Raw genomic sequence first — 19,759 nt, 5'->3', positions numbered from 1 at the left:
ATCCGCCCTGCCCGCCCGGGACTACCCGCCCGGGTGACGACACGCACCGCCCGGCTGCCGATCCTCAGGGGCACGTGACGGCACAGGAGGTGCGTCGTGGAGATCCCACCCGTCGGGTCGGGCGTGCCGGAGGCCGCCCCTCCCCTGCCAGCCGCGCCCGTGCGGGCCCCGGGCGCCAGCGCGCCGCCACCACCCGGTCCCGCCGAACCGCCGGCCGCCGCACCACCCCCGCTGCCGCTGCAGCGGGCCGCGCTCGCGCCTATGGAGCCGCCGGTGATCAGCCGCGAGCAGATGGTCGCGCTGATCCTCGCGGCGGTCGCCGGGACGAGCTAGCGCGGGAAGGTCGCGTCCTGCTGGTCGGTGGCCCGACGACTGCCGGGCGCGGGCGGGTTGCCGAGCCGGTGGACGCGCATCGCGTTGGTCGAGCCGGTCGTCGAGGGCGGGCTGCCCGCGACGATCGTGACGAGGTCCCCGCGCTCCATCCGCCCGAGGTCGAGCATCGCGCTGTCGACCTGACGCACCATCTCGTCGGTGTGCTGCACGGTGGGCACCAGGAACGTCTCGACGCCCCACACCAGCGCCAGCTGGCTGCGGACGACCGGGATCGGCGTGAAGGCGAGCAGCGGGATCGGTGAGCGGTGCCGGGCGAGTCGCCGGCCGGTGTCGCCGCTCTGGGTGAACGCGACGAGCGCCTTCGCGCCCACCGCCGCGCCGACCTCAGTGGCGGCCTTGGCGATCGCGGTACCGATCGTGTCGGGCTCCTTGAGGACCGCCGGGAGCCGCCACAGGGCCTCCTCGGCCCCCACGATGATGCGCGCCATCGTCGCCACAGCCTCGATCGGGAAGCTGCCGACGCTGGTCTCCCCCGACAGCATGAGGGCGTCGGCACCGTCGAGCACCGCGTTGGCCACGTCGGACGCCTCGGCCCGGGTCGGCCGGCTGTTGGTGATCATCGAGTCGAGCATCTGGGTCGCGACGATGACCGGCTTGGCCAGCTCGCGCGCGCCCTGCACGCACTCCTTCTGGACCAGCGGGACCTTCTCGAGCGGCATCTCGACGCCGAGGTCACCGCGCGCGACCATGAGCCCGTCGAAGGCCTCGGTGATCTCGCGCAGCCGGGCCACCGCTTGCGGCTTCTCGATCTTGGCGAGCACCGGCAGTCGGGCCCCGACCTCGTCCATGACAGCGTGGACGAGGCGGATGTCGTCCTCGTGGCGCACGAACGACAGCGCGACCATGTCGGCCCGCAGCGTCAGCGCGAAGCGCAGGTCGGCCTCGTCCTTCTCGGTCAGCGCGGGCACGCTCACCGCGCCCGGCAGCGACAGCCCCTTGTTGTTGCTGACCGGCCCGCCCTCGGTGACGAGCAGGCGCACGTCGTCACCGTCGACCTCGAGCACCTTCAGGCCGACCTTGCCGTCGTCGACCAGGACGCGGTCGCCCGGTTGCGCGTCGGCGGCCAGGCCCTTGTACGTCGTACCGACCAGGTCGTGGGTGCCCTCGACGTCGCGAACGGTGATCGTCACGGTCTCGCCGGTGGCCCACACGACCGGGCCCTCGACGAAGGTGCCGAGCCGGATCTTGGGACCCTGCAGGTCGACGAGCACCCCCACCCCGCGACCGGACTCGTCGCTCGCCGCGCGCACCCACGCGTAGACCTCGGCGTGCTGCTCGTAGGTGCCGTGGGAGAAGTTGAGCCGGGCGACGTCCATGCCGGCGTAGACCAGCGCGCGCACGCCCTCGTAGGAGTGCGTCGCGGGGCCGAGCGTGCAGACGATCTTCGCGCGGCGCTTCACCCCGCCACCCTAGGACGTACGCCGGAGGCCGTCTGCACGGCACGCGACCTACAGCGCGCCCGACCCGGCCTGCCAGGTTCCGAGCAGCGTGCGGGCGGTCTCGACGTCGAGCAGGTCGAGCACGCAGGTCGCCTGGACCGCAGCGGTCACCGCCATCGCCGCGCTCCCGGCCACGGGGGTGGTCGACACCGCGGACAGCCGCAGTGCGCGCGCGGCGGCGAGCTGGCCTCGGGCCACCGCGACGACCCGGTGGTCGTCGTGGGCCGCACGGCAGGCGAGGTGCATCGCCTCGGACCAGGCCAGGCCGCCCCTCTTGCTGTCGTGGGCGGCGTCGACCCGCGACCACGCCGCACCGTCGAGCCGTCCGATCGCGTCGAGCAGGTCGCGCAGGTCCGGGGCATGGCCGCCATAGCCGTCGGGCAGAGGCGGCGGCACGACCGGCAACGCGTCGTCCCAGCGGCGGCGCAGGCGCTCGGTGGCCGCGAGCACATCGGGGCCAGCGGCGGCCCCGACCCAGGTCGCCGACACGGCGTCGAGCGCGGCCTGGACGACCGCGGGCGGGACCTCCGGGTCGTCCAGCGGAGCCTCGCGCAGCAACAGCGCGAGGAGGTCGTCGAGGTCACCCAGCAGCGTCTGGGACAGCGCGTCGACGATGGTGCGCGCCTCTGTGCCGTCGGGCTGGGCGTCCCCGACCGCGGCACCGACCCCGCGCAGCAGGGTCCGCATCTGCGGGACCTCCCGCGCGGCCTGGAGCACGGCCTGACGGTCGCCCTCCAGGCCGTCGCCCGACGTCGCGGCCAGCGCCTCGAGGTCGGTGGGCTCCAAGGCGAGGACCCGGTCCACGACGTCGGCGACCTGCGCACCGCGCGGGTGCTTGACCAGGTCGCAGGCGAGCACGCCAGCGCTGACGAGCGAGTACACGACCACCTCCCGACCGGCGCAACGACGACCTCCTACCCAGCGTGACGGTCCGGACCGGGTCACGGCCAGCGGCAGACGGGTGAACCTGCTGTCGACGCTCCTCAGGAGACCGCGCGCAGGGCGTCGACGGTGCCGTCACCGAAGAAGCCGTTGACGCTGGGCGTCCCCACGCAGCGGTGCCTGCTGCCGTCCTCGTAGGCCTGCACACCGCCGGCCGGGCAGGCCCGGTCCACCGCGGAGGCGCGCAGCAGCCGCTCCACGGTCGACGGGCGCAACGTCCACCCGCTCCGGTGCGCGGCGTCACGACCGCCGTGTCGGCTGACGATCAGCGCCGCGACGCCGGCAGCGTGCGGAGCGGCCATCGAGGTCCCCTGGATCCAGCGGTAGTAAGCGCAGCCGGCCGGCTGGCAGTCGCGGACCACCGTGTCGTCGAGCGGCCGGCCGTCCGCGGCGATGAGGCCCTCCGCCCGCAGCACGGCCCTCGGGAACGCCCCCAGAACCTGGTTCGCCGGGAAGGGTCGCGAGCCGTCGAGCGCGTCACCGCCAGGAGCCGCTACGACCGCCTGCTCCACCCCGAAACTGGAGTACGACGCCTTGCGGCCGCTCGGCCCCGTCGCCGTGACGTCGAGCACTCCGGTCGCCTCGGAGGGCATCGACAGGCAGCTGGCGTTGTCGAGCACCCGGGTGCGGGTGTCGTCGCGGGTGGACGTGGGTTGCGGGTAGTCAGGGCTGCTCGCGTCGACACCGGGAGCGCCGAGGTCGAGGCCCTCGTTGCCCGAGGCCGCGATCAGGGTGACGCCCCGCTTGCGGGCGAAGTCGACCGCGCGCTGCGTCGCCGCGACGATCGTGCGCTGCTCCTGCTGCTCGGCCGGTGAGTCCGCCGGGTTGTCGGCGCAGTTGAACAGCCACGGGTCGGTGTAGAAGCTGAGGTTCGCGACGTCGACGCCGATCCGCCCGGCGTAGGTGATGGCGTCGAGGGTCGGCTGCAGGAAGAAGTACCCGCTGTCCTGACCGGCACGCAGGTTGACGATCCGGACGCCCGGCGCGGTCCCCGCGATGCCGCGACCGTTGACCGGGGCGGCGACGAGGCTCGCGACGTGGGTGCCGTGCCCGTTGTCGTCCCGGTCGACGGGGTCGACGCAACCCGCGACCTCGCAGGGGCCGTCGAGCTCCGTGCCGCCGGGGTCCGTGGGGAGGTCGGTGGTGAAGTTGCGGCTGCGCTGCCTGTCCAGCACCGCGGTGAGGTCGGGGTGACTGCCGTCGACACCGGTGTCGATGACGGCCACCAGGACCCGTCTGTCCACGACGTGCGCGACGCGCGCCTCGGCCTGGCGTAGGGCTCGCATGTCCCACTGTTGGCTCTCGAGCGGCTCCCCCGTCGAGGCTGCCGCTGTCCTCGCTGTCCTCGCTGTCCTCGCTGCCGTCCCCGTCGCTGCCGTCACCGCTGTCGACGACCCCCACGCGCGTCGCATGGGTGACCGGCCGACGACGCGGTCGCGGGCGGCACCGGCCAGCACCCGGTGCGCGCGGGCGCGGTCGGCGAACCGCGGGTCGGGGCTGGTGACGGCCGCGATGCCGGTGTCCGGGTCGTCCGACAGCACCGTGCCACCGGACGCGCCCACGGCGCGGCGGGCAGCGCTCGGCTCCGCGCCTTCGGCGTAGAGCACCACGAAGTGCTGGACCGGTCCGTCGACGCTGACGGGTGCTGAGGGACCCAGTGCCGTTGCGGCGAGCAGGCCGCTGAGCACGAGTCCCAGACCTCGTCGCCTCGCGATCCGCACGGTGCTCCTCACGCTTGCCCCGGAGCGCACGCTACCGACGCTGCGCGCAGCACGACCGGCGAACCGCCGGGTCGCCCCACACCCGTTGCGCCCCTTGCTGCACTGCACGCACCGGGCGTGCAGTGCAGCAAGGGGCCGTCCGTGGGCAGGCCTGTGCAGTGCACGCGGAGGGCGTGCACTGCAGCAAGGCGCGGCACAGGCGTGTGTAGGCCGACGGACCCGCGCAGGCCGACGGACCCGCGCAGTCCGACGGACCCGCGCGGGCCGAGGGATCAGCGGCTGGTGGGGACGACCGGGGACGGGAGCAGCGTGTCGCCCATGAGGAAGCGGTCGACGGCGGCCGCGGCGGAGCGGCCCTCGGCGATGGCCCACACGATCAGCGACTGGCCACGGCCCATGTCGCCGGCGACGAAGACGCCGGGGACACTCGTCGCCCAGGTGTCGTCACGGGCGACGTTGCCGCGCGGGTCGAGCTCGACGCCGAGGGCGTCGAGCAGGCCGTCGCGCTGCGGCCCGACGAAGCCCATGGCGAGCAGGACGAGCTGCGCGGGCAGGTGCGTCTCACTGCCGGTCACCGGGGCGAAGCGGCCGTCGACCATCTCCACCTCGACGAGGTCGAGGCCGGTGACGGCACCCTCAGCGCCGGTGAAGCGCTCGGTGTTGACACCGAAGACCCGCTCGCCGCCCTCCTCGTGGGCGCTGCTGGTGCGGTAGACCAGCGGCCAGGTCGGCCACGGCGTCGACGACGCGCGCTCCTGCGGCGGGCGCGGCATGATCTCGAGCTGGGTGACCGAGCGGGCGCCCTGGCGGTGGGCGGTGCCGAGGCAGTCCGCGCCGGTGTCGCCACCGCCGATGATGACGACGTCCTTGTCGGCGGCGTCGATCGGCCACGACTCCAGGTCGCCGAGCTGCACCCGGTTGGCCGGCTCGAGGTAGTCCATCGCGAGGTGGATGCCCGACAGCTCGCGACCCGGGACGGGCAGGTCGCGCCCGAGCGTGGACCCGCCTGCCAGCACGACCGCGTCGTAGTCGGCCCGCAGCTGCTCGACGGTCACGTCGACGCCGACGTCGACGCCGGTCTCGAAGCGGGTGCCCTCGGCCCGCATCTGCTCCAGGCGCCGGTCGAGGACCGCCTTCTCCATCTTGAACTCGGGGATGCCGTAGCGCAGCAGGCCGCCGATGCGGTCGGCCCGCTCCAGGACCACGACGTCGTGGCCGGCGCGGGTGAGCTGCTGGGCGGCCGCGAGCCCGGCCGGGCCGGAGCCCACGACCGCGACCTTCTTGCCGGTCGGGTGCACGGCCGGCTGCGGGGTCACGAGACCGTCGGCCCAGGCGCGGTCGGCGATCTCCACCTCGACCTGCTTGATGGTCACCGGGTCGTCGTTGATGCCAAGGACGCAGGCCGCCTCGCACGGCGCGGGGCACAGCCGACCGGTGAACTCCGGGAAGTTGTTGGTCGCGTGCAGCCGCTCGACGGCCTCGCGCCAGTCGTCCTTCCAGACCAGGTCGTTCCACTCGGGGATGAGGTTGCCGAGCGGGCAGCCGTTGTGGCAGAAGGGGATGCCGCAGTCCATGCAGCGACCGGCCTGGTCGTGGAGGGCCTGCGCGGGGAACTCCTCGTAGACCTCCTTCCAGTCGCGGATGCGCACGTCGACGGGGCGGCGCGTCGGGAGCGCGCGGCCCGTGGTGAGGAAGCCGGTGGGGTCAGCCATGTCAGTCTCCTACTTGCTCGCGGCTGCGCTGGCCTGCATGACGGCCGCGTCGACGTCGTCCCCGGACTCCCGGGCCTGCTCCATCGCGAGGAGCACCTTCTTGTAGTCGCGCGGCATCACCTTGGTGAAGCGGGTCGCGAGCGCGCCCTCGTCGAGCAGCCGCTGCGCGACCGGCGAGCCGGTCTCGGTGGCGTGCTCGGTGAGCATCCGGCGCAACGTCTCGACGTCGCCCTCGTCGAGCCCCTCCAGGTCCACCATCTCCGGGTTGACCAGCGACGAGTCGGCGTCGAGCAGGTAGGCGGTGCCACCGCTCATGCCGGCCGCGACGTTGCGCCCGGTCGTGCCGAGGATCGCGACGCGCCCACCGGTCATGTACTCGCAGGCGTGGTCGCCCACGCCCTCGACGACCGCGGTCGCGCCGGAGTTGCGGACGCAGAAGCGCTCGCCGACGCGCCCGCGCACGAGCAGCGTGCCGCTGGTCGCGCCGTAGAGCAGGGTGTTGCCGGCGATGACGTTGTCCTCGGCGGCGAAGGTCGCGGCCCGGTCGGGTCGCACCACGATGCGGCCGCCGGACAGGCCCTTGCCGACGTAGTCGTTGCCGTCGCCCTCGAGGCGCAGCGTGATGCCGCGGGGGAGGAACGCTCCGAAGGACTGTCCGGCGCTGCCGGTGAGGGTGATGTCGATGGTGCCCTCGGGCAGGCCCGCCCCGCCATGGGCCCGCGTCACGGCGGCGCCGAGCATCGTGCCGACGGTGCGGTTGACGTTGCGGACCGGCAGCTCGAGGCGCACCGGTGTGCCGCCGGCCAACGCGCCCTCGCACAGCTGGATGAGGGTGTTGTCGAGCGCGTGCTGCAGGCCGTGGTCCTGCGTGGTGGTGCAGGTCAGCGAGGCGCCTGCGGGCATCTCCGGCACGTGCAGGACACGTGCGAGGTCGAGACCCCCCGCCTTCCAGTGCTCGACGGCGCGCTGCGTGTCGAGCACCTCGACGTGGCCGATGGCCTCCTGCAGTGACCGGAAGCCCAGCGAGGCGAGGATCTCGCGGACCTCCTCGGCGACGTACTCGAAGAAGGTCACCACGAACTCCGGCGTACCGCTGAACTTCTTGCGCAGCTCGGGGTTCTGCGTCGCGACGCCGACGGGGCAGGTGTCGAGGTGGCAGACCCGCATCATGATGCAGCCGCTGACGACGAGCGGGGCGGTGGCGAAGCCGTACTCCTCGGCGCCGAGCAGAGCGCCGATGACGACGTCGCGCCCGGTCTTGAGCTGGCCGTCGACCTGCACCACGACGCGGTCACGCAGGCCGTTGAGCAGCAGGGTCTGTTGGGTCTCGGCCAGGCCGAGCTCCCACGGGGCACCCGCGTGCTTGAGGGAGGTCAGCGGCGAGGCGCCGGTGCCGCCGTCGTGCCCGGAGATGAGGACCACGTCGGCGTGCGCCTTGGAGACGCCGGCCGCGACCGTGCCGACCCCGACCTCGGCCACCAGCTTGACGTGGATGCGCGCGTCGCTGTTGGCGTTCTTGAGGTCGTGAATGAGCTGGGCGAGGTCCTCGATGGAGTAGATGTCGTGGTGCGGCGGCGGGGAGATGAGCCCCACGCCGGGGGTGGAGTGCCGGGTCTTGGCGATCCACGGGTAGACCTTGTGACCTGGCAGCTGGCCGCCCTCACCGGGCTTGGCGCCCTGGGCCATCTTGATCTGGATGTCGGTGGCGTTGACGAGGTACTCGCTGGTCACGCCGAAGCGGCCGGACGCGACCTGCTTGATGGCGCTGCGCCGCTCCGGGTCGTGCAGGCGCTCGGAGTCCTCGCCTCCCTCGCCGGTGTTGCTGCGCGCACCGAGGCGGTTCATCGCGATCGCCAGGGTCTCGTGGGCCTCGGCGCTGATCGAGCCGTAGGACATGGCGCCGGTGTTGAAGCGCTTCACGATCTCGCTGACCGGCTCGACCTCGTCGATCGGCACCGGGGCGCGGTCGCTCCGGAAGGCGAACAGCCCCCGCAGCGTGCCCGCCTGGGTCGACAGCGCGTCGACCTTCTGGGTGTAGGTCTTGAAGACGTCGTACTGCTGGGTGCGGGTCGAGTGCTGCAGGGCGAAGACGGTCTCCGGATTGAACAGGTGGACCTCGCCCTCCCTGCGCCACTGGTACTCGCCACCGACGTCGAGGCGGCGGTGGGCGCGCTCCGTGGCGTTGTCGGGGTAGGCCCGGCGGTGGCGGGCCGCGACCTCCTCCGCGATGACCTCGAGGCCGATCCCGCCGAGCCGCGAGGTCGTGCCGGTGAAGTACTCCTCGACGAGCTCCTGCGACAGCCCGAGCGCCTCGAAGACCTGGGCGCCGGTGTAGGAGGCGATGGTCGAGATGCCCATCTTGCTCATGACCTTCAGCACGCCCTTGCCCGCGGCCTTGACGTACTTCTGGACCGCGGCCCGAGGCTCGACCCCGGTGAGCGTGCCGTCGGCGATGAGGTCCTCGATGGTCTCGAAGGCCAGGTAGGGGTTGACGGCCGCCGCGCCGTAGCCGATGAGCAGCGCGACGTGGTGGACCTCGCGGGCGTCACCGGCCTCGACGACGAGACCGACGCGGGTGCGGGTCTTCTCGCGGATGAGGTGGTGGTGGACCGCGCTGGTGAGCAGCAGCGACGGGATCGGCGCCATGTGCTCGGTGGAGTCGCGGTCGGAGAGCACGATGATGCGGGCGCCGGCGGCGATCGCGGTCGACACCTCGCGCCGCACCCGGTCGAGGGCGTCACGCAGCGCCTCTCCCCCGCCGTTGACGGGGTAGAGGCCGTGGACCTTCACGCAGGAGAAGCCCGGCAGGTTGCCGTCCTCGTTGATGTGGATGATCTTCGCCAGGTCGTCGTTGTCGATGACCGGGAAGGGCAGCACGATCTGCCGGCAGCTCGCGGGGCTCGGGGTGAGGAGGTTCTGCTCCGGGCCGATGCAGCCGGCCAGGCTCGTGACGAGCTCCTCGCGGATCGCGTCCAGCGGTGGGTTGGTGACCTGCGCGAAGAGCTGGCTGAAGTAGTCGAAGAGCAGCCGCGGCCGCTGGCTCAGCACCGCGACGGGCGTGTCGGTGCCCATCGACCCGAGGGCCTCCATGCCGTTCTTGGCCATCGGCGTGATGAGCAGCCGCACCTCCTCCTCGGTGTAGCCGAAGGTCTGCTGGCGGCGCAGCACCGACTCGTGGGAGTAGGTGACGTGCTCGCGCTCGGGCAGGTCCTCGAGCTGCATGAGCCCGCTGTGCAGCCAGTCCTGGTAGGGGTGCTCCGCAGCCAGCGCGCTCTTGACCTCGTCGTCGGAGACGACCCGGCCCTCTGCGGTGTCGACGAGGAACATCTTCCCGGGCTGCAGGCGGCCCTTGGCCACCACCTGGTCCGGCGCGATGTCGAGCACGCCGACCTCGCTGGACAGGATCACGCGGCCGTCGGCGGTCTGCCACCAGCGCGAGGGGCGCAGGCCGTTGCGGTCGAGCACCGCCCCGATCACGGTGCCGTCGGTGAAGGTGACGCACGCCGGGCCGTCCCACGGCTCCATCAGCGCCGCGTGGAACTCGTAGAAGGCCCGCTTGGCGGGGTCCATGTCAGGGGCGTTCTCCCACGCCTCCGGGACCATCATCAGCACCGCGTGCGGCAGCGAGCGCCCGGCCATGTGGAGCAGCTCGAGCACCTCGTCGAAGCTCGCGGAGTCCGACGCCGCGGGGCTGCAGATGGGGAAGAGACGGGACAGGTCGTCGGGCAGCTCGTCCGGGCCGCGCAGCAGCGCCTCACGCGCGTGCATCCAGTTGCGGTTGCCGCGCACGGTGTTGATCTCGCCGTTGTGCGCGATGTAGCGGTAGGGGTGGGCGAGCGGCCAGCTCGGGAAGGTGTTGGTCGAGAAGCGGGAGTGCACCAGCGCCAGCGCGCTCACCAGCGACGGCTCGGACAGGTCGAGGAAGAAGCGCTGCAGCTGGGCGGTCGTGAGCATGCCCTTGTAGACGACCGTGCGGGCCGACAGCGACGCGAAGTAGGTGCCGGTCTCGTGCTCCGCGCGCTTGCGGGTGACGAAGGCCCGGCGCTCCAGGGCGTACGACGACAGCTGCGGGTCGGCCGCCACGAGCACGAGCTGGCGGAACACCGGCATCACCGAGCGGGCGGTCGCCCCGATCCCGGCGGCGTCGGCGTCGACCGGGACGTCGCGCCAGGTGAGGGTGCGCAGCCCCTCTCCCTCGGCGATCGCGTCGATGGCTGCCATCGCGCGGGCCGCCTCGTCGGGGTCGACCGGCAGGAAGGCGGTGCCGACGGCGTAGTGACCCGCGGGCGGGAGGTCGGCGACGACCGTGCGCAGGAACGCGTCGGGCACCTGGAGCAGGATCCCGGCGCCGTCGCCGCTGTCGGGCTCGGCACCCGAGGCGCCGCGGTGCTCCATGTTGGTGAGCGCGGTGAGGCCCTGCTCGACGATGTCGTGGCTCGCCCGACCGGCGATGTCGACGACGAAGGCGACCCCGCACGCGTCGTGCTCGTGAGCGGGGTCGTAGAGCCCCTGCTTGACAGGCATGGCAGTCGGCAGGCCGGAGCCGGCGGTGCGGGACGTCATGGGTGCGGGGCCTTCCGATCGGGTGCTTGAGCGGGTCGTGCTGGCTGCTCACCCGGGACGTCGCTGGCCCTGCGCAGATGACGAACAGGTTACACGACGGGGCACCGCAGGACGGCCCGCCCTCCGTGCGCACCGAGCGGTGACTCCCGTCACCCGTTCGGCGGTTACGTCCGAAATGGTCCCTTCGGGCCATGGAAAGAGGAGTCCACCCAGAGGAGTCTGGACAGGTGACCCGCTCCCCCGGATGGCTCCCGCACGGTCGGGCGCTCGCGACGGAGGAGTTCCTGTGGCGGCACCGCATCCTGTGCTGGCTGCTGGCGCTGCACATCCCCGGCGTCGTCGTGGCCGCGAGGGTCACCGGCCGGGGTGAGCTGAACGGTGCGGGTGGCGCCCTCCTGCTCGCCGCGCTGCTCGGCGTCGCCCTCGCGCCGCTGCCCCGCCGCGTGCGGGCCGGCGCCGTGGCCGTGGGCCTGCTGACCTCGTCCGGCCTGCTGGTGCACCTGACCCGCCAGGGTGAGGAGCTCCACCTGCACATCCTGCTGGCGCTGGCCGCGGCCGCGCTCTACCAGGACTGGGTCGTCTACGGCACGGCGGTCGCCTACGTGGCGGCCGGCCAGGCCGTCGTCGTCGTGTTCGGCAACGTCGAGGTCTACGGGCACGAAGGCGCCGCGTTGGTCTGGGTCGTCACCCACCTCGCGTTCGGCGTCGTCGGAACCGGCGTGCTGCTGTTGTTCTGGCGCGCCGACGAGATCGCGCGGGCCAGCGCGGAGGCGCTCGCGCACGAGCTGCACGACGGCGACCAGGGAGTGCGGGCGCGCCTCGCCGAGGCGGACCGCATCCGCGCCGACCTCATCGCCACCGTCAGCCACGAGTTCCGCACCCCGCTGACCGGCATCCGCGGTGCCGCCCTCACCCTGCTGCAGCGCGGCGAGCGGCTCGGCCCCGCCGCGCGCAGCCAGCTCCTCCATGCCGTCGTCGAGCAGGAGGAACGGCTGTCACGGCTGCTCGAGAACATGCTCACGGCGGCCTCGGCCACCGCGCCGGACCCGACCGCCGAGGCAGATGTCGGGTCCGTCGCCGCCTCGGTCGTCGCCCAGTCCGGCCGCTCCGCGAACCCCGTGTCGGTGCTCGTCGAGCAGGGCAGCCGCGCGCGCATGACGCCGCAGGCGCTGCACCAGGTGCTGGCCAACCTGCTCGACAACGCCGTCCAGCACGGTGCGGCAGGAGGCGTCCCGCTGCTGGCTGCGGGCCAGGAGGGCGCGGAGGTCTGGATCGCCGTCACCAACGAGGGCGCCGGCATCGACGCCGCCACCGCGGGGCGCCTCTTCGAGCCGTTCACCCAGCTCGCGAGCGGGCCGACCCGCGACCGAGAGGGACTCGGGATGGGCCTCTACGTCGTACGACGGCTGGTCGAGGTCCATGGCGGCCGGGTCGCTGTACGCAGCCTCGACGGCTGGGTGACGGTCGAGGTGCGGGTACCCGCGGCCTACCAGGCTCAGACGCCGGTGCCGACCGCGCTGCCGATCGCGTAGGTCACGGCGGTCGCCGCCGCGCCGAGCACCAGCTGTCGGGTCCCGGCGTAGAGGGCCGTGCGCTCGGTGAAGCGGCTGACCAGCGCTCCGACGAGGAACAGCGCGACCCCGGCGAGGACCACCATGAGCAGCAGCGAGCTGGCACCGAGCAGGTAGGGCAGGACCGGCACGAGCGCGCCGATCGCGAAGGAGCCGAAGCTCGTCCAGGCCGCCAGCCAGGCCGAGGGCAGGTCGTCGGGGTCGATGCCGAGCTCCTCGCGGGCGTGCACCCGCCAGGCCGTCTCGGGGTCGCTGCTGAGCTGGCGGGCGACCTCCTTCGCGGTCGCGGCGTCGACACCGCGACTGCGGTAGATGCCCGCGAGCTCGGCCTCCTCGGCCTTGGGCACCCGGGCGATCTCGGCCTTCTCGACCGCGATCTCGGCGCGGGCCAGCTCGGTCTGCGACGCCACGGACGTCCACTCCCCGGTCGCCATGGAGAACGCGCCGGCGACCAGCCCGGCGAGCCCGGTCAGGACGAGCACGCGGGCGCTGGCACCACCACCGGCCACGCCCGCGACCAGCGCGGTGTTGGAGACGAGCCCGTCGGTGACGCCGAACAGCGCCGGCCGCAGCCAACCCCCGGTGACGTCGCGGTGGTCGTGGTGGATCTCGGCGGCGTGTCCGGTCATGAGGCGCTCTCCACGGGCTCGGGGTGGTGCTCGACGACCTGCTCGCGGCGGGTGCCGCGACGGGCGACGAGGAAGGCGACGGCGCCGACGAGCACGACCGCCATGACGTAGTCGTTGAGCCGCAGGCCGAACCACTCCTGCGCGTCGTCGATGCGCAGCGCCTCGATCCAGCCGCGCCCGATCGCGTAGAGCCCCGCGTAGAGCGCGAAGGCACGCCCCCCGCCGAGCTGCCAGCGCCGATCGGCCCAGATGACGACCAGCGCGATGCCGAGGCACCACAGCGACTCGTAGAGGAAGGTCGGGTGGTAGGCCTCCGCGCCTGCGATCGCGTCGGGGTTGTCGGGGTCGATCTCCAGGCCCCAGGGCAGCGTCGTCGGGCGGCCGAACAGCTCCTGGTTGAACCAGTTGCCGAAGCGCCCGATGGCCTGCGCGACGGGCACGCCGGGGGCGCACGCGTCGGCCATCGCTCCTGGCGAGTAGCCACGGCGACGGCACACGACGTACGCCGAGAGCACCCCCGCAGCGATGCCGCCCGGCACGCCGAGCCCGCCCTCCCAGACACGCAGGACCGCGAGCGGGTCGTCGAGGTACTTCGCCGGGCTCGTCACGACGTGGTAGAGCCGGGCCCCGACGAGGCCGAGCGGGACCGCGATGCCGGCGACGTCGCCGACCGCGCCCTTGGTGCCGCCGCGGGCGACCCACCGCCGCTCGCCGATGACGACCGCCGCGACGACGCCGGCGATGATGCACAGCGCGTAGGCGCGCAGCGGGAACGGGCCGATCTCAAGGACTCCCGTGGAGGGGCTCGGGAGGTAGGCCAGTGTCACGGGACCACCCTAGGCCGGGTCAGCGGCGACGGACACCGGAGGCGAGCTCGGCCGCGAGCGCCTCGACGGCGGCGACCCCGCCGTCGCGCAGGGCCCGCACGAGGGCGGAGCCGACGATGACGCCGTCGGCGTAGGCCGCGACCTCGGCGGCCTGGGCGCCGTCGGAGACGCCGAGGCCGACGCAGACCGGCAGGTCGGTCTGCACACGCACCCGCTCGACGAGCTCCACCGCGCGGGTGGAGGTCGCGGCGCGCTCACCGGTCACGCCCATCGTGGAGGCGGCGTAGACGAAGCCGCGGTTGGTGCGGGCGACGACGCCGATGCGCTCGTCACTGGACGACGGTGCGACGAGGAAGATCGGGTCGAGGTCGACCTCGCGGGCGGCCTCGAGCCAGGGCGCGGCCTCCTCGGGGATGAGGTCGGGGGTGATGGCGCCCGCGGCACCGGCGGCCCGCAGGTCGGCGGCGAAGCGGGCGGGGCCGTAGCGCTCGACGGGGTTCCAGTAGCCCATGACGAGCGGCACTCCCCCGGCCGCCGCGACGGCCTCGACCGCGCGGAACGCGTCCTTGACGCGCACCCCGCCGCGCAGCGCCTCGTCGACGGCGACCTGGATGACGGGCCCGTCCATGCCGGGGTCGGTGTAGGGGATGCCGACCTCGACCGCGTCGACGCCCGCGGCGACCATCGCGGTCATGGCGGCCACCGAGTCGTCGTAGGTGGGGTAGCCCACCGGCAGGTAGCCGATGAGCGCGGCGCGGCCCTCGGTGCGGCAGCGCGCGAACAGCTCGTCGAGGGCACTCACCCGAGCAGGCCGAACCAGCGGGCGGCGGTGTCGACGTCCTTGTCGCCGCGGCCGCTGAGGTTGATCACGACGACCAGCTCCTCGGCGGGCCGCTCGTGGCCGCGGACCCAGTCGAAGGCCCCCGCGAACGCGTGGGCGGTCTCGATCGCGCACAGGATCCCCTCGCGCTGGGCGAGCGTCTCGAGGGCGGCCATCGCGTCGGCGTCGGACACGCCGCGGTACTGCGCGCGGCCCGCGTCGCGCAGCCACGAGTGCTCGGGCCCGACGCCCGGGTAGTCGAGGCCGGCGCTGATCGAGTGGGTGTCGAGGGTCTGCCCGTCGTCGTCCTGCATGAGGTAGCTGCGGGCGCCGTGGAGCACGCCCGGCGTGCCGGCCGTCAGCGGCGCGGCGTGGCGGCCGGTGTCGACCCCGTCACCACCGGCCTCGCAGCCGATGAGCGCGACCGACTCGTCGGGGATGAAGGCGTGGAAGAGCCCCATCGCGTTGGAGCCGCCGCCGACGCAGGCGACCGCGGCGTCGGGGAGCCGGCCGACGAGGTCGAGGCACTGCTGGCGCGCCTCCACGCCGATGATGCGCTGGAAGTCGCGGACCATCGCGGGGAACGGGTGCGGGCCGACGACCGAGCCGATGCAGTAGTGGGTGGTCTCGACGTTGGCGACCCAGTCGCGGAACGCCTCGTTGGTGGCGTCCTTGAGGGTGCGGGTGCCCGTCGTGACCGGGACGACCTCGGCGCCGAGCAGTCGCATCCGGGCGACGTTGAGGGCCTGGCGGCGGGTGTCCTCCTCGCCCATGTAGACCGTGCAGTCGAAGCCGAACAGCGCGGCGGCGGTCGCGGTGGCGACGCCGTGCTGCCCCGCCCCCGTCTCGGCGATGACCCGCTTCTTGCCCATCCGCTGGGTGAGCAGGGCCTGGCCGAGCACGTTGTTGATCTTGTGGGACCCGGTGTGGGCGAGGTCCTCGCGCTTGAGCAGCACGGTCGCGCCGCCGAGCAGGTCGCCGAGCCGGCGCGCGTGCGTGAGCGGCGTCGGGCGTCCGGCGTAGGTCGACAGCAGCCGGTCGAGCTCGCCGGTGAACTCCGGGTCGCTCGCGGCGTCGAGGTGCTGCTGAGCGAGCTGGTCGAGCGCGGCGATGAGGGCCTCAGGCACGAAGCGGCCGCCGTAGGGCCCGAAGTGGCCGGCGGCGTCGGGCAGCGAGACCTGGGGGGCGGTCACGGGCGTCCTCCTGCGGGACCGGAGTGGCGAGCTGAGGGGTGGGCGCCGGCGGTGACGAGCGCCGCGACGGCCTTGCGCGGGTCGCCGCCCGCGACGACGCCCTCGCCGACGAGGACGGCGTCGGCGCCGGCAGCGGCGTAGTGGAGCAGGTCGTGGGGCCCCCGCACACCGGACTCCGCGATCTTCACGGCACTGTCGGGGATGAGCGGCGCGAGCCGGCCGAAGACCTCGCGGTCGACCTCGAGGGTCCTGAGGTCGCGGGCGTTGACACCGACCACCCGCGCACCCGCGTCGAGGGCCCGGACCAGCTCCTCCTCGTCGTGGACCTCGACCAGCGGCGTCATGCCGAGCGACTCGGTGCGCTCCACGAGCGACACGAGGGCGTTCTGCTCGAGCGCGGCCACGATGAGCAGCACGAGGTCGGCACCGTGGGCGCGGGCCTCCCAGACCTGGTAGCTCGACACCACGAAGTCCTTGCGCAGCACGGGTACGTCGACCCGGGCCCGCACCGCGTCGAGGTCGGCGAGGCTGCCCCCGAAGCGGCGCTGCTCGGTGAGGACCGAGATGACGCTGGCGCCGCCTGCCTCGTAGTCCTCGGCGAGCCCGGCCGGGTCGGCGATCGCGGCCAGCGCCCCCTTCGAGGGGCTGCTGCGCTTGACCTCGGCGATGACCGCGACGCCCGGCTGCTTGAGCGCGGCAACCCCGTCGAGCGGGGCCGGCCGGGTCGTCGCGCGCTGCTTGAGCTGGTCGAGCGTGGTCAGCTCCTGGCGGGCGGCGAGGTCCTCACGCACCCCGACGAGGATGTCGTCGAGCACGCTCACCGGGGGGCTCCCTCGCTCTGGCGACCGCGGACCGGTCGCACGGCCCGAGGGTACGGGGACGACCCGGGGGTCCGCCTCCCGGGGTCAGCCGGTGGTGGGGTCCTCACCGCGGTCGAGGTCGTCCCACAGCGCCTTGTCGGTGGGCGCCACGGTGGACGACTCGGTGGACGACTCGGCGGGCGCCACGGTGGACGACTCGGCGGGCACGGGCTCCCGGCCACCGCGCGCTCCGCCGACCGGTGCGTCGTAGCGCTCCGACAGCGCCGACCAGTGCCGGCCCCGCACCGCCACCAGCGCGCCCGCTGCGACGAGCAGCAGCGCACCGAGGACCGCCAGGGCGGGCCAGGCCGTGCCGTCGACCGTGCCGTCGACCGCACCGGCGCCTCCGAGGTCACCGATCGCGTCGACTCCGCGGACCCTGGCCCGCAGGTCGGTCGCGGCCCGGACCGTCTCGACGACCACGACGACCCCGACCAGGCCGAGGACCGCACCGACCGCGCTGCGACCACGGCCCCGGGTGGCGGCCAGCCCGACGACACCGGCCAGGCCGACGAGCGCGAGGGCACGCACGCCCGGCACCAGGTCGGCCCCGCGGACGCCGACGACGCGGTCGGGCAGCAGGGCGCTGCCGGCGACCGGCACGGTGGCCCAGTCGCGGACCAGGGAGAGCAGCACCAGCACGGCCCCCACGAGGCACGCGAGCACGGCCGCTCCGAGCTCGCGGCGGGCTCCTGCGCTCACGCGGCCCACCAGCCGTCGCCGGCGGGGGCGGCGGCCTCCCAGCGGCGGGACCGGACGAGGACCAGGACGGCACCGGACGCGGTGACGAGGCTGCCGCCGACGGCTACCCACGGCCACGGCGTGACCGGGAGGTCGGCAAGGGCGAGGCGGGCGAGCAACCCGCGGTCCTCGAGCCAGTTGAGCCCGAGCCGCTGCGGCCCCTCGTCGGCCCTGGCCGCGGCGTTGCCCGCCTCCGCCGCGCGCTCGAGGGCCTGGCCGAGCCACACCAGCGACACCAGGACGATGGTGACCGCGACCGTCGTGCGCCGCCAGTCGTCCCACCGCCACAGGCCGAGCAGCAGCGCGCCGACGAGCAGGGCGTGCAGAAGGCCGTCCTCGAAGACGATCAGCCCGGAGAGCGACACCGGACCCGGCCGCATCGTGAGGGACGCCGGCACGGTGACCCACGTCATGGGCAGCGAGAGCGCGAGCAGGACCACGCCACCCGCGACGAGCAGCAGCGCGAGCGACCTCTCGCGGCCCGCCGTCACGTCACCGCGCGCAGGGTCGCCGCGGCCGCCACGGCCCGCAGCACGGCCGCTGCCTTGTTCTCGCACTCCGCCTGCTCGGCCGCCGGGTCGCTGTCGGCGACCAGCCCGCCACCGGCCTGCACGTAGGCGGTGCCCTCGTGCAGGACCGCGGTGCGGATCGCGATCGCGAGGTCCATGTCTCCGCCCGCGTCGAGGTAGCCGACGCACCCGCCGTAGAGGGCCCGCCGGGCCGGCTCCAGCGACTCGATGATCTCCATCGCACGGGGCTTGGGCGCGCCGGAGAGCGTCCCCGCGGGGAAGGTCGCCCGCAGGACGTCGTACGCCTGCTTGTCCGGCAGGACCTCGCCGACGACGGTCGACACGATGTGCATGACGTGGCTGTAGCGCTCGACGTTCATGAACTCCACGACGTCGACCGAGCCCGGGACGCAGACCCGGCCGAGGTCGTTGCGCCCGAGGTCGACGAGCATCACGTGCTCGCTGCGCTCCTTCGGGTCGGCGAGCAGGCCGGCCGCGAGCTCGGCGTCCTGCTCGGGGGTCGCGCCGCGCGGCCGGGTCCCGGCGATGGGGTGCAGGACGGCGCGCCGGTCGGTGACGGTGACGAGCGCCTCGGGAGAGGACCCCACGACGTCGTACGGCGACTCCCGCCCTGCGAAGCGCAGCAGGTACATGTAGGGCGACGGGTTGGTCGCCCGCAGCACGCGGTAGACGTCGAGGGCGTCGACCTCGGTGCGGACCTCGAAGCGCTGGGAGAGCACGACCTGGAAGGCGTCGCCGGCCCGGATGTGCTCCTTGACGACCTCGACGGCAGCCATGTGGTCCTCGGGCGACGTGCGCCGGACGACCTCGGGCTGGGCCGCGAGGTCCACCGTGGCGACCGACGGCTCGGTCGCCTTGGCGAGGTCTGCCGCCATCGCGTCGAGGCGCGCGACGGCGTCGTCGTAGGAGCCGCCGCGCAGGACATTGGCGATGAGCACGACGGTGCCGTCGCCGTGGTCGAGGACCGCGAGGTCGGTCGCGAGCATCATCGCGATCTCGGGCATGCCGATCTCGTCGGGTGCGGTCGAGGGCAGCCGCTCGATGCGGCGCACCGCGTCGTAGCCGACGTAGCCGACCAGGCCGCCGGTGAGCGGCGGCAGGTCGTCGGGCTTGGGGCTGCGCAGCAGCTCCGCGGCTTCGCGCAACGCCTCGAGCGGGTCGTCGCTCGTCGTCGGCAGACCCTCCCCGAGCCACACCGCACGGCCGTCGCGCTCGGTGAGGACCCCTGCGCTGCGGACGCCGACGATGGACCAGCGCGACCACTGGCGGCCCTGCTCCGCGGACTCCAGCAGGAAGGTGCCGGGCCGGTTGCCGGCGAGCTTGCGGTAGACCCCCACCGGGGTCTCGCCGTCGGCGAGCAGCCGACGCACGACCGGGACGACCGGCTGGTCGAGGGCCGCGAACTCCTCTGCTGTCGGGGTGGTCGAGCCGAGCCTCACGGCCGCTCGCCGAGGACCGCCGGCAGCGGCGACGCGTCGAAGCAGGTGCGGTCGCCGGTGTGGCAGGCGCCACCGACCTGGTCCACGCGCACGAGCAGGGTGTCGCCGTCGCAGTCGAGCGCGACGCTCTTGACCCACTGCTGCGAGCCCGACGTCTCGCCCTTGACCCAGTACTCCTGCCGGCTGCGCGACCAGTAGGTGCAGCGGCCCGTCGTCAGGGTGAGGTGCAGCGCCTGGTCGTCCATCCAGCCGACCATCAGGACCTCACCGGTGTCGTGCTGCTGGCACACCGCCACGACGAGGCCGTCGGCGTCGCGCTTGAGGCGCGCCGCGATGGCAGGGTCGAGGTCGGTGGGGCGCACGGCGGTCTCCATGCCCA

The 19,759-nt window shown here is 73.7% G+C and carries 16 protein-coding genes; 2 read left to right on the top strand and 14 right to left on the bottom strand.

What is annotated here, in order from left to right:
• The first annotated feature begins 96 nt into the window (after nucleotides 1–96).
• Entirely contained in the window at nucleotides 97–333 is a 237-nt protein-coding gene (locus Q8R60_07140; GenBank protein ID MDP3712242.1) for a hypothetical protein, read from the top strand.
• Here the strand turns inward: Q8R60_07140 and pyk are convergent.
• From pyk to gltB, 5 genes are all read right to left on the bottom strand, one after another.
• The gene (pyk, locus tag Q8R60_07135) at nucleotides 330–1,793 is read right to left on the bottom strand and encodes a pyruvate kinase (protein MDP3712241.1); all 1,464 of its coding nucleotides are present in this window, start codon (nucleotides 1,791–1,793) and stop codon (nucleotides 330–332) included. The two genes, Q8R60_07140 and pyk, sit on opposite strands and share 4 nt — an antisense overlap.
• A 48-nt stretch (nucleotides 1,794–1,841) precedes the next feature.
• On the bottom strand, nucleotides 1,842–2,714 hold the full coding sequence (locus Q8R60_07130; GenBank protein ID MDP3712240.1) for a hypothetical protein: 873 nt from the start codon (nucleotides 2,712–2,714) through the stop codon (nucleotides 1,842–1,844).
• A 101-nt stretch (nucleotides 2,715–2,815) separates the two neighbouring features.
• Entirely contained in the window at nucleotides 2,816–4,462 is a 1,647-nt protein-coding gene (locus tag Q8R60_07125) for a S8 family serine peptidase (protein ID MDP3712239.1), read from the bottom strand.
• 305 nt (nucleotides 4,463–4,767) lie between these two features.
• On the bottom strand, nucleotides 4,768–6,207 hold the full coding sequence (locus Q8R60_07120; GenBank protein ID MDP3712238.1) for a glutamate synthase subunit beta: 1,440 nt from the start codon (nucleotides 6,205–6,207) through the stop codon (nucleotides 4,768–4,770).
• Between the two features lie 9 nt (nucleotides 6,208–6,216).
• Nucleotides 6,217–10,770 (bottom strand): glutamate synthase large subunit, encoded by a 4,554-nt coding sequence (gltB, locus tag Q8R60_07115; protein ID MDP3712237.1) that lies wholly within the window; start codon nucleotides 10,768–10,770, stop codon nucleotides 6,217–6,219.
• Between the two features lie 227 nt (nucleotides 10,771–10,997).
• Here gltB and Q8R60_07110 point away from each other — a divergent pair, with 227 nt between their 5' ends.
• Entirely contained in the window at nucleotides 10,998–12,302 is a 1,305-nt protein-coding gene (locus Q8R60_07110; protein ID MDP3712236.1) for an ATP-binding protein, read from the top strand.
• On the opposite strand, the gene Q8R60_07105 is transcribed toward Q8R60_07110, so the two are convergent.
• From Q8R60_07105 to hisI, 9 genes are all read right to left on the bottom strand, one after another.
• Nucleotides 12,266–12,970, bottom strand: a complete 705-nt coding sequence (locus tag Q8R60_07105; GenBank protein MDP3712235.1) for a VIT1/CCC1 transporter family protein — start codon at nucleotides 12,968–12,970, stop codon at nucleotides 12,266–12,268. The genes Q8R60_07110 and Q8R60_07105 overlap by 37 nt on opposite strands.
• Entirely contained in the window at nucleotides 12,967–13,797 is an 831-nt protein-coding gene (gene lgt / locus Q8R60_07100) for a prolipoprotein diacylglyceryl transferase (protein MDP3712234.1), read from the bottom strand. The genes Q8R60_07105 and lgt overlap by 4 nt, the downstream gene beginning before the upstream one ends.
• Before the next feature lie 19 nt (nucleotides 13,798–13,816).
• Nucleotides 13,817–14,599 carry a tryptophan synthase subunit alpha gene (gene trpA / locus Q8R60_07095; GenBank protein ID MDP3712233.1) on the bottom strand — a complete coding sequence of 261 codons (783 nt, stop codon included), beginning with the start codon at nucleotides 14,597–14,599 and terminating at the stop codon, nucleotides 13,817–13,819.
• A complete protein-coding gene (gene trpB, locus Q8R60_07090) occupies nucleotides 14,596–15,810 on the bottom strand; it encodes a tryptophan synthase subunit beta (GenBank protein ID MDP3712232.1) in 1,215 nt (404 codons plus the stop codon). The genes trpA and trpB overlap by 4 nt, the downstream gene beginning before the upstream one ends.
• Complete coding sequence (trpC, locus tag Q8R60_07085) at nucleotides 15,807–16,631, bottom strand: indole-3-glycerol phosphate synthase TrpC (GenBank protein MDP3712231.1); 825 nt, start codon at nucleotides 16,629–16,631, stop codon at nucleotides 15,807–15,809. The genes trpB and trpC overlap by 4 nt, the downstream gene beginning before the upstream one ends.
• Nucleotides 16,632–16,715: 84 nt before the next feature.
• Nucleotides 16,716–17,372 carry a Trp biosynthesis-associated membrane protein gene (locus tag Q8R60_07080; protein MDP3712230.1) on the bottom strand — a complete coding sequence of 219 codons (657 nt, stop codon included), beginning with the start codon at nucleotides 17,370–17,372 and terminating at the stop codon, nucleotides 16,716–16,718.
• Nucleotides 17,369–17,902, bottom strand: a complete 534-nt coding sequence (locus Q8R60_07075) for a Trp biosynthesis-associated membrane protein (protein ID MDP3712229.1) — start codon at nucleotides 17,900–17,902, stop codon at nucleotides 17,369–17,371. Before Q8R60_07075 ends, Q8R60_07080 begins: the two co-directional genes overlap by 4 nt.
• Nucleotides 17,899–19,380 carry an anthranilate synthase component I gene (locus tag Q8R60_07070; protein MDP3712228.1) on the bottom strand — a complete coding sequence of 494 codons (1,482 nt, stop codon included), beginning with the start codon at nucleotides 19,378–19,380 and terminating at the stop codon, nucleotides 17,899–17,901. The genes Q8R60_07075 and Q8R60_07070 overlap by 4 nt, the downstream gene beginning before the upstream one ends.
• Nucleotides 19,377–19,754, bottom strand: coding sequence for a phosphoribosyl-AMP cyclohydrolase (hisI, locus tag Q8R60_07065; GenBank protein MDP3712227.1), 378 nt, complete (start codon nucleotides 19,752–19,754; stop codon nucleotides 19,377–19,379). The genes Q8R60_07070 and hisI overlap by 4 nt, the downstream gene beginning before the upstream one ends.
• Nucleotides 19,755–19,759: the final 5 nt, after the last annotated feature.

The sequence above is a fragment of the Mycobacteriales bacterium genome (assembly GCA_030697205.1).
GTDB lineage: Bacteria > Actinomycetota > Actinomycetes > Mycobacteriales > SCTD01 > JAUYQP01.
The sequence above is the reverse complement of the archived record's forward strand: the minus strand, read 5'-3'. Positions and strand labels throughout refer to the sequence as shown.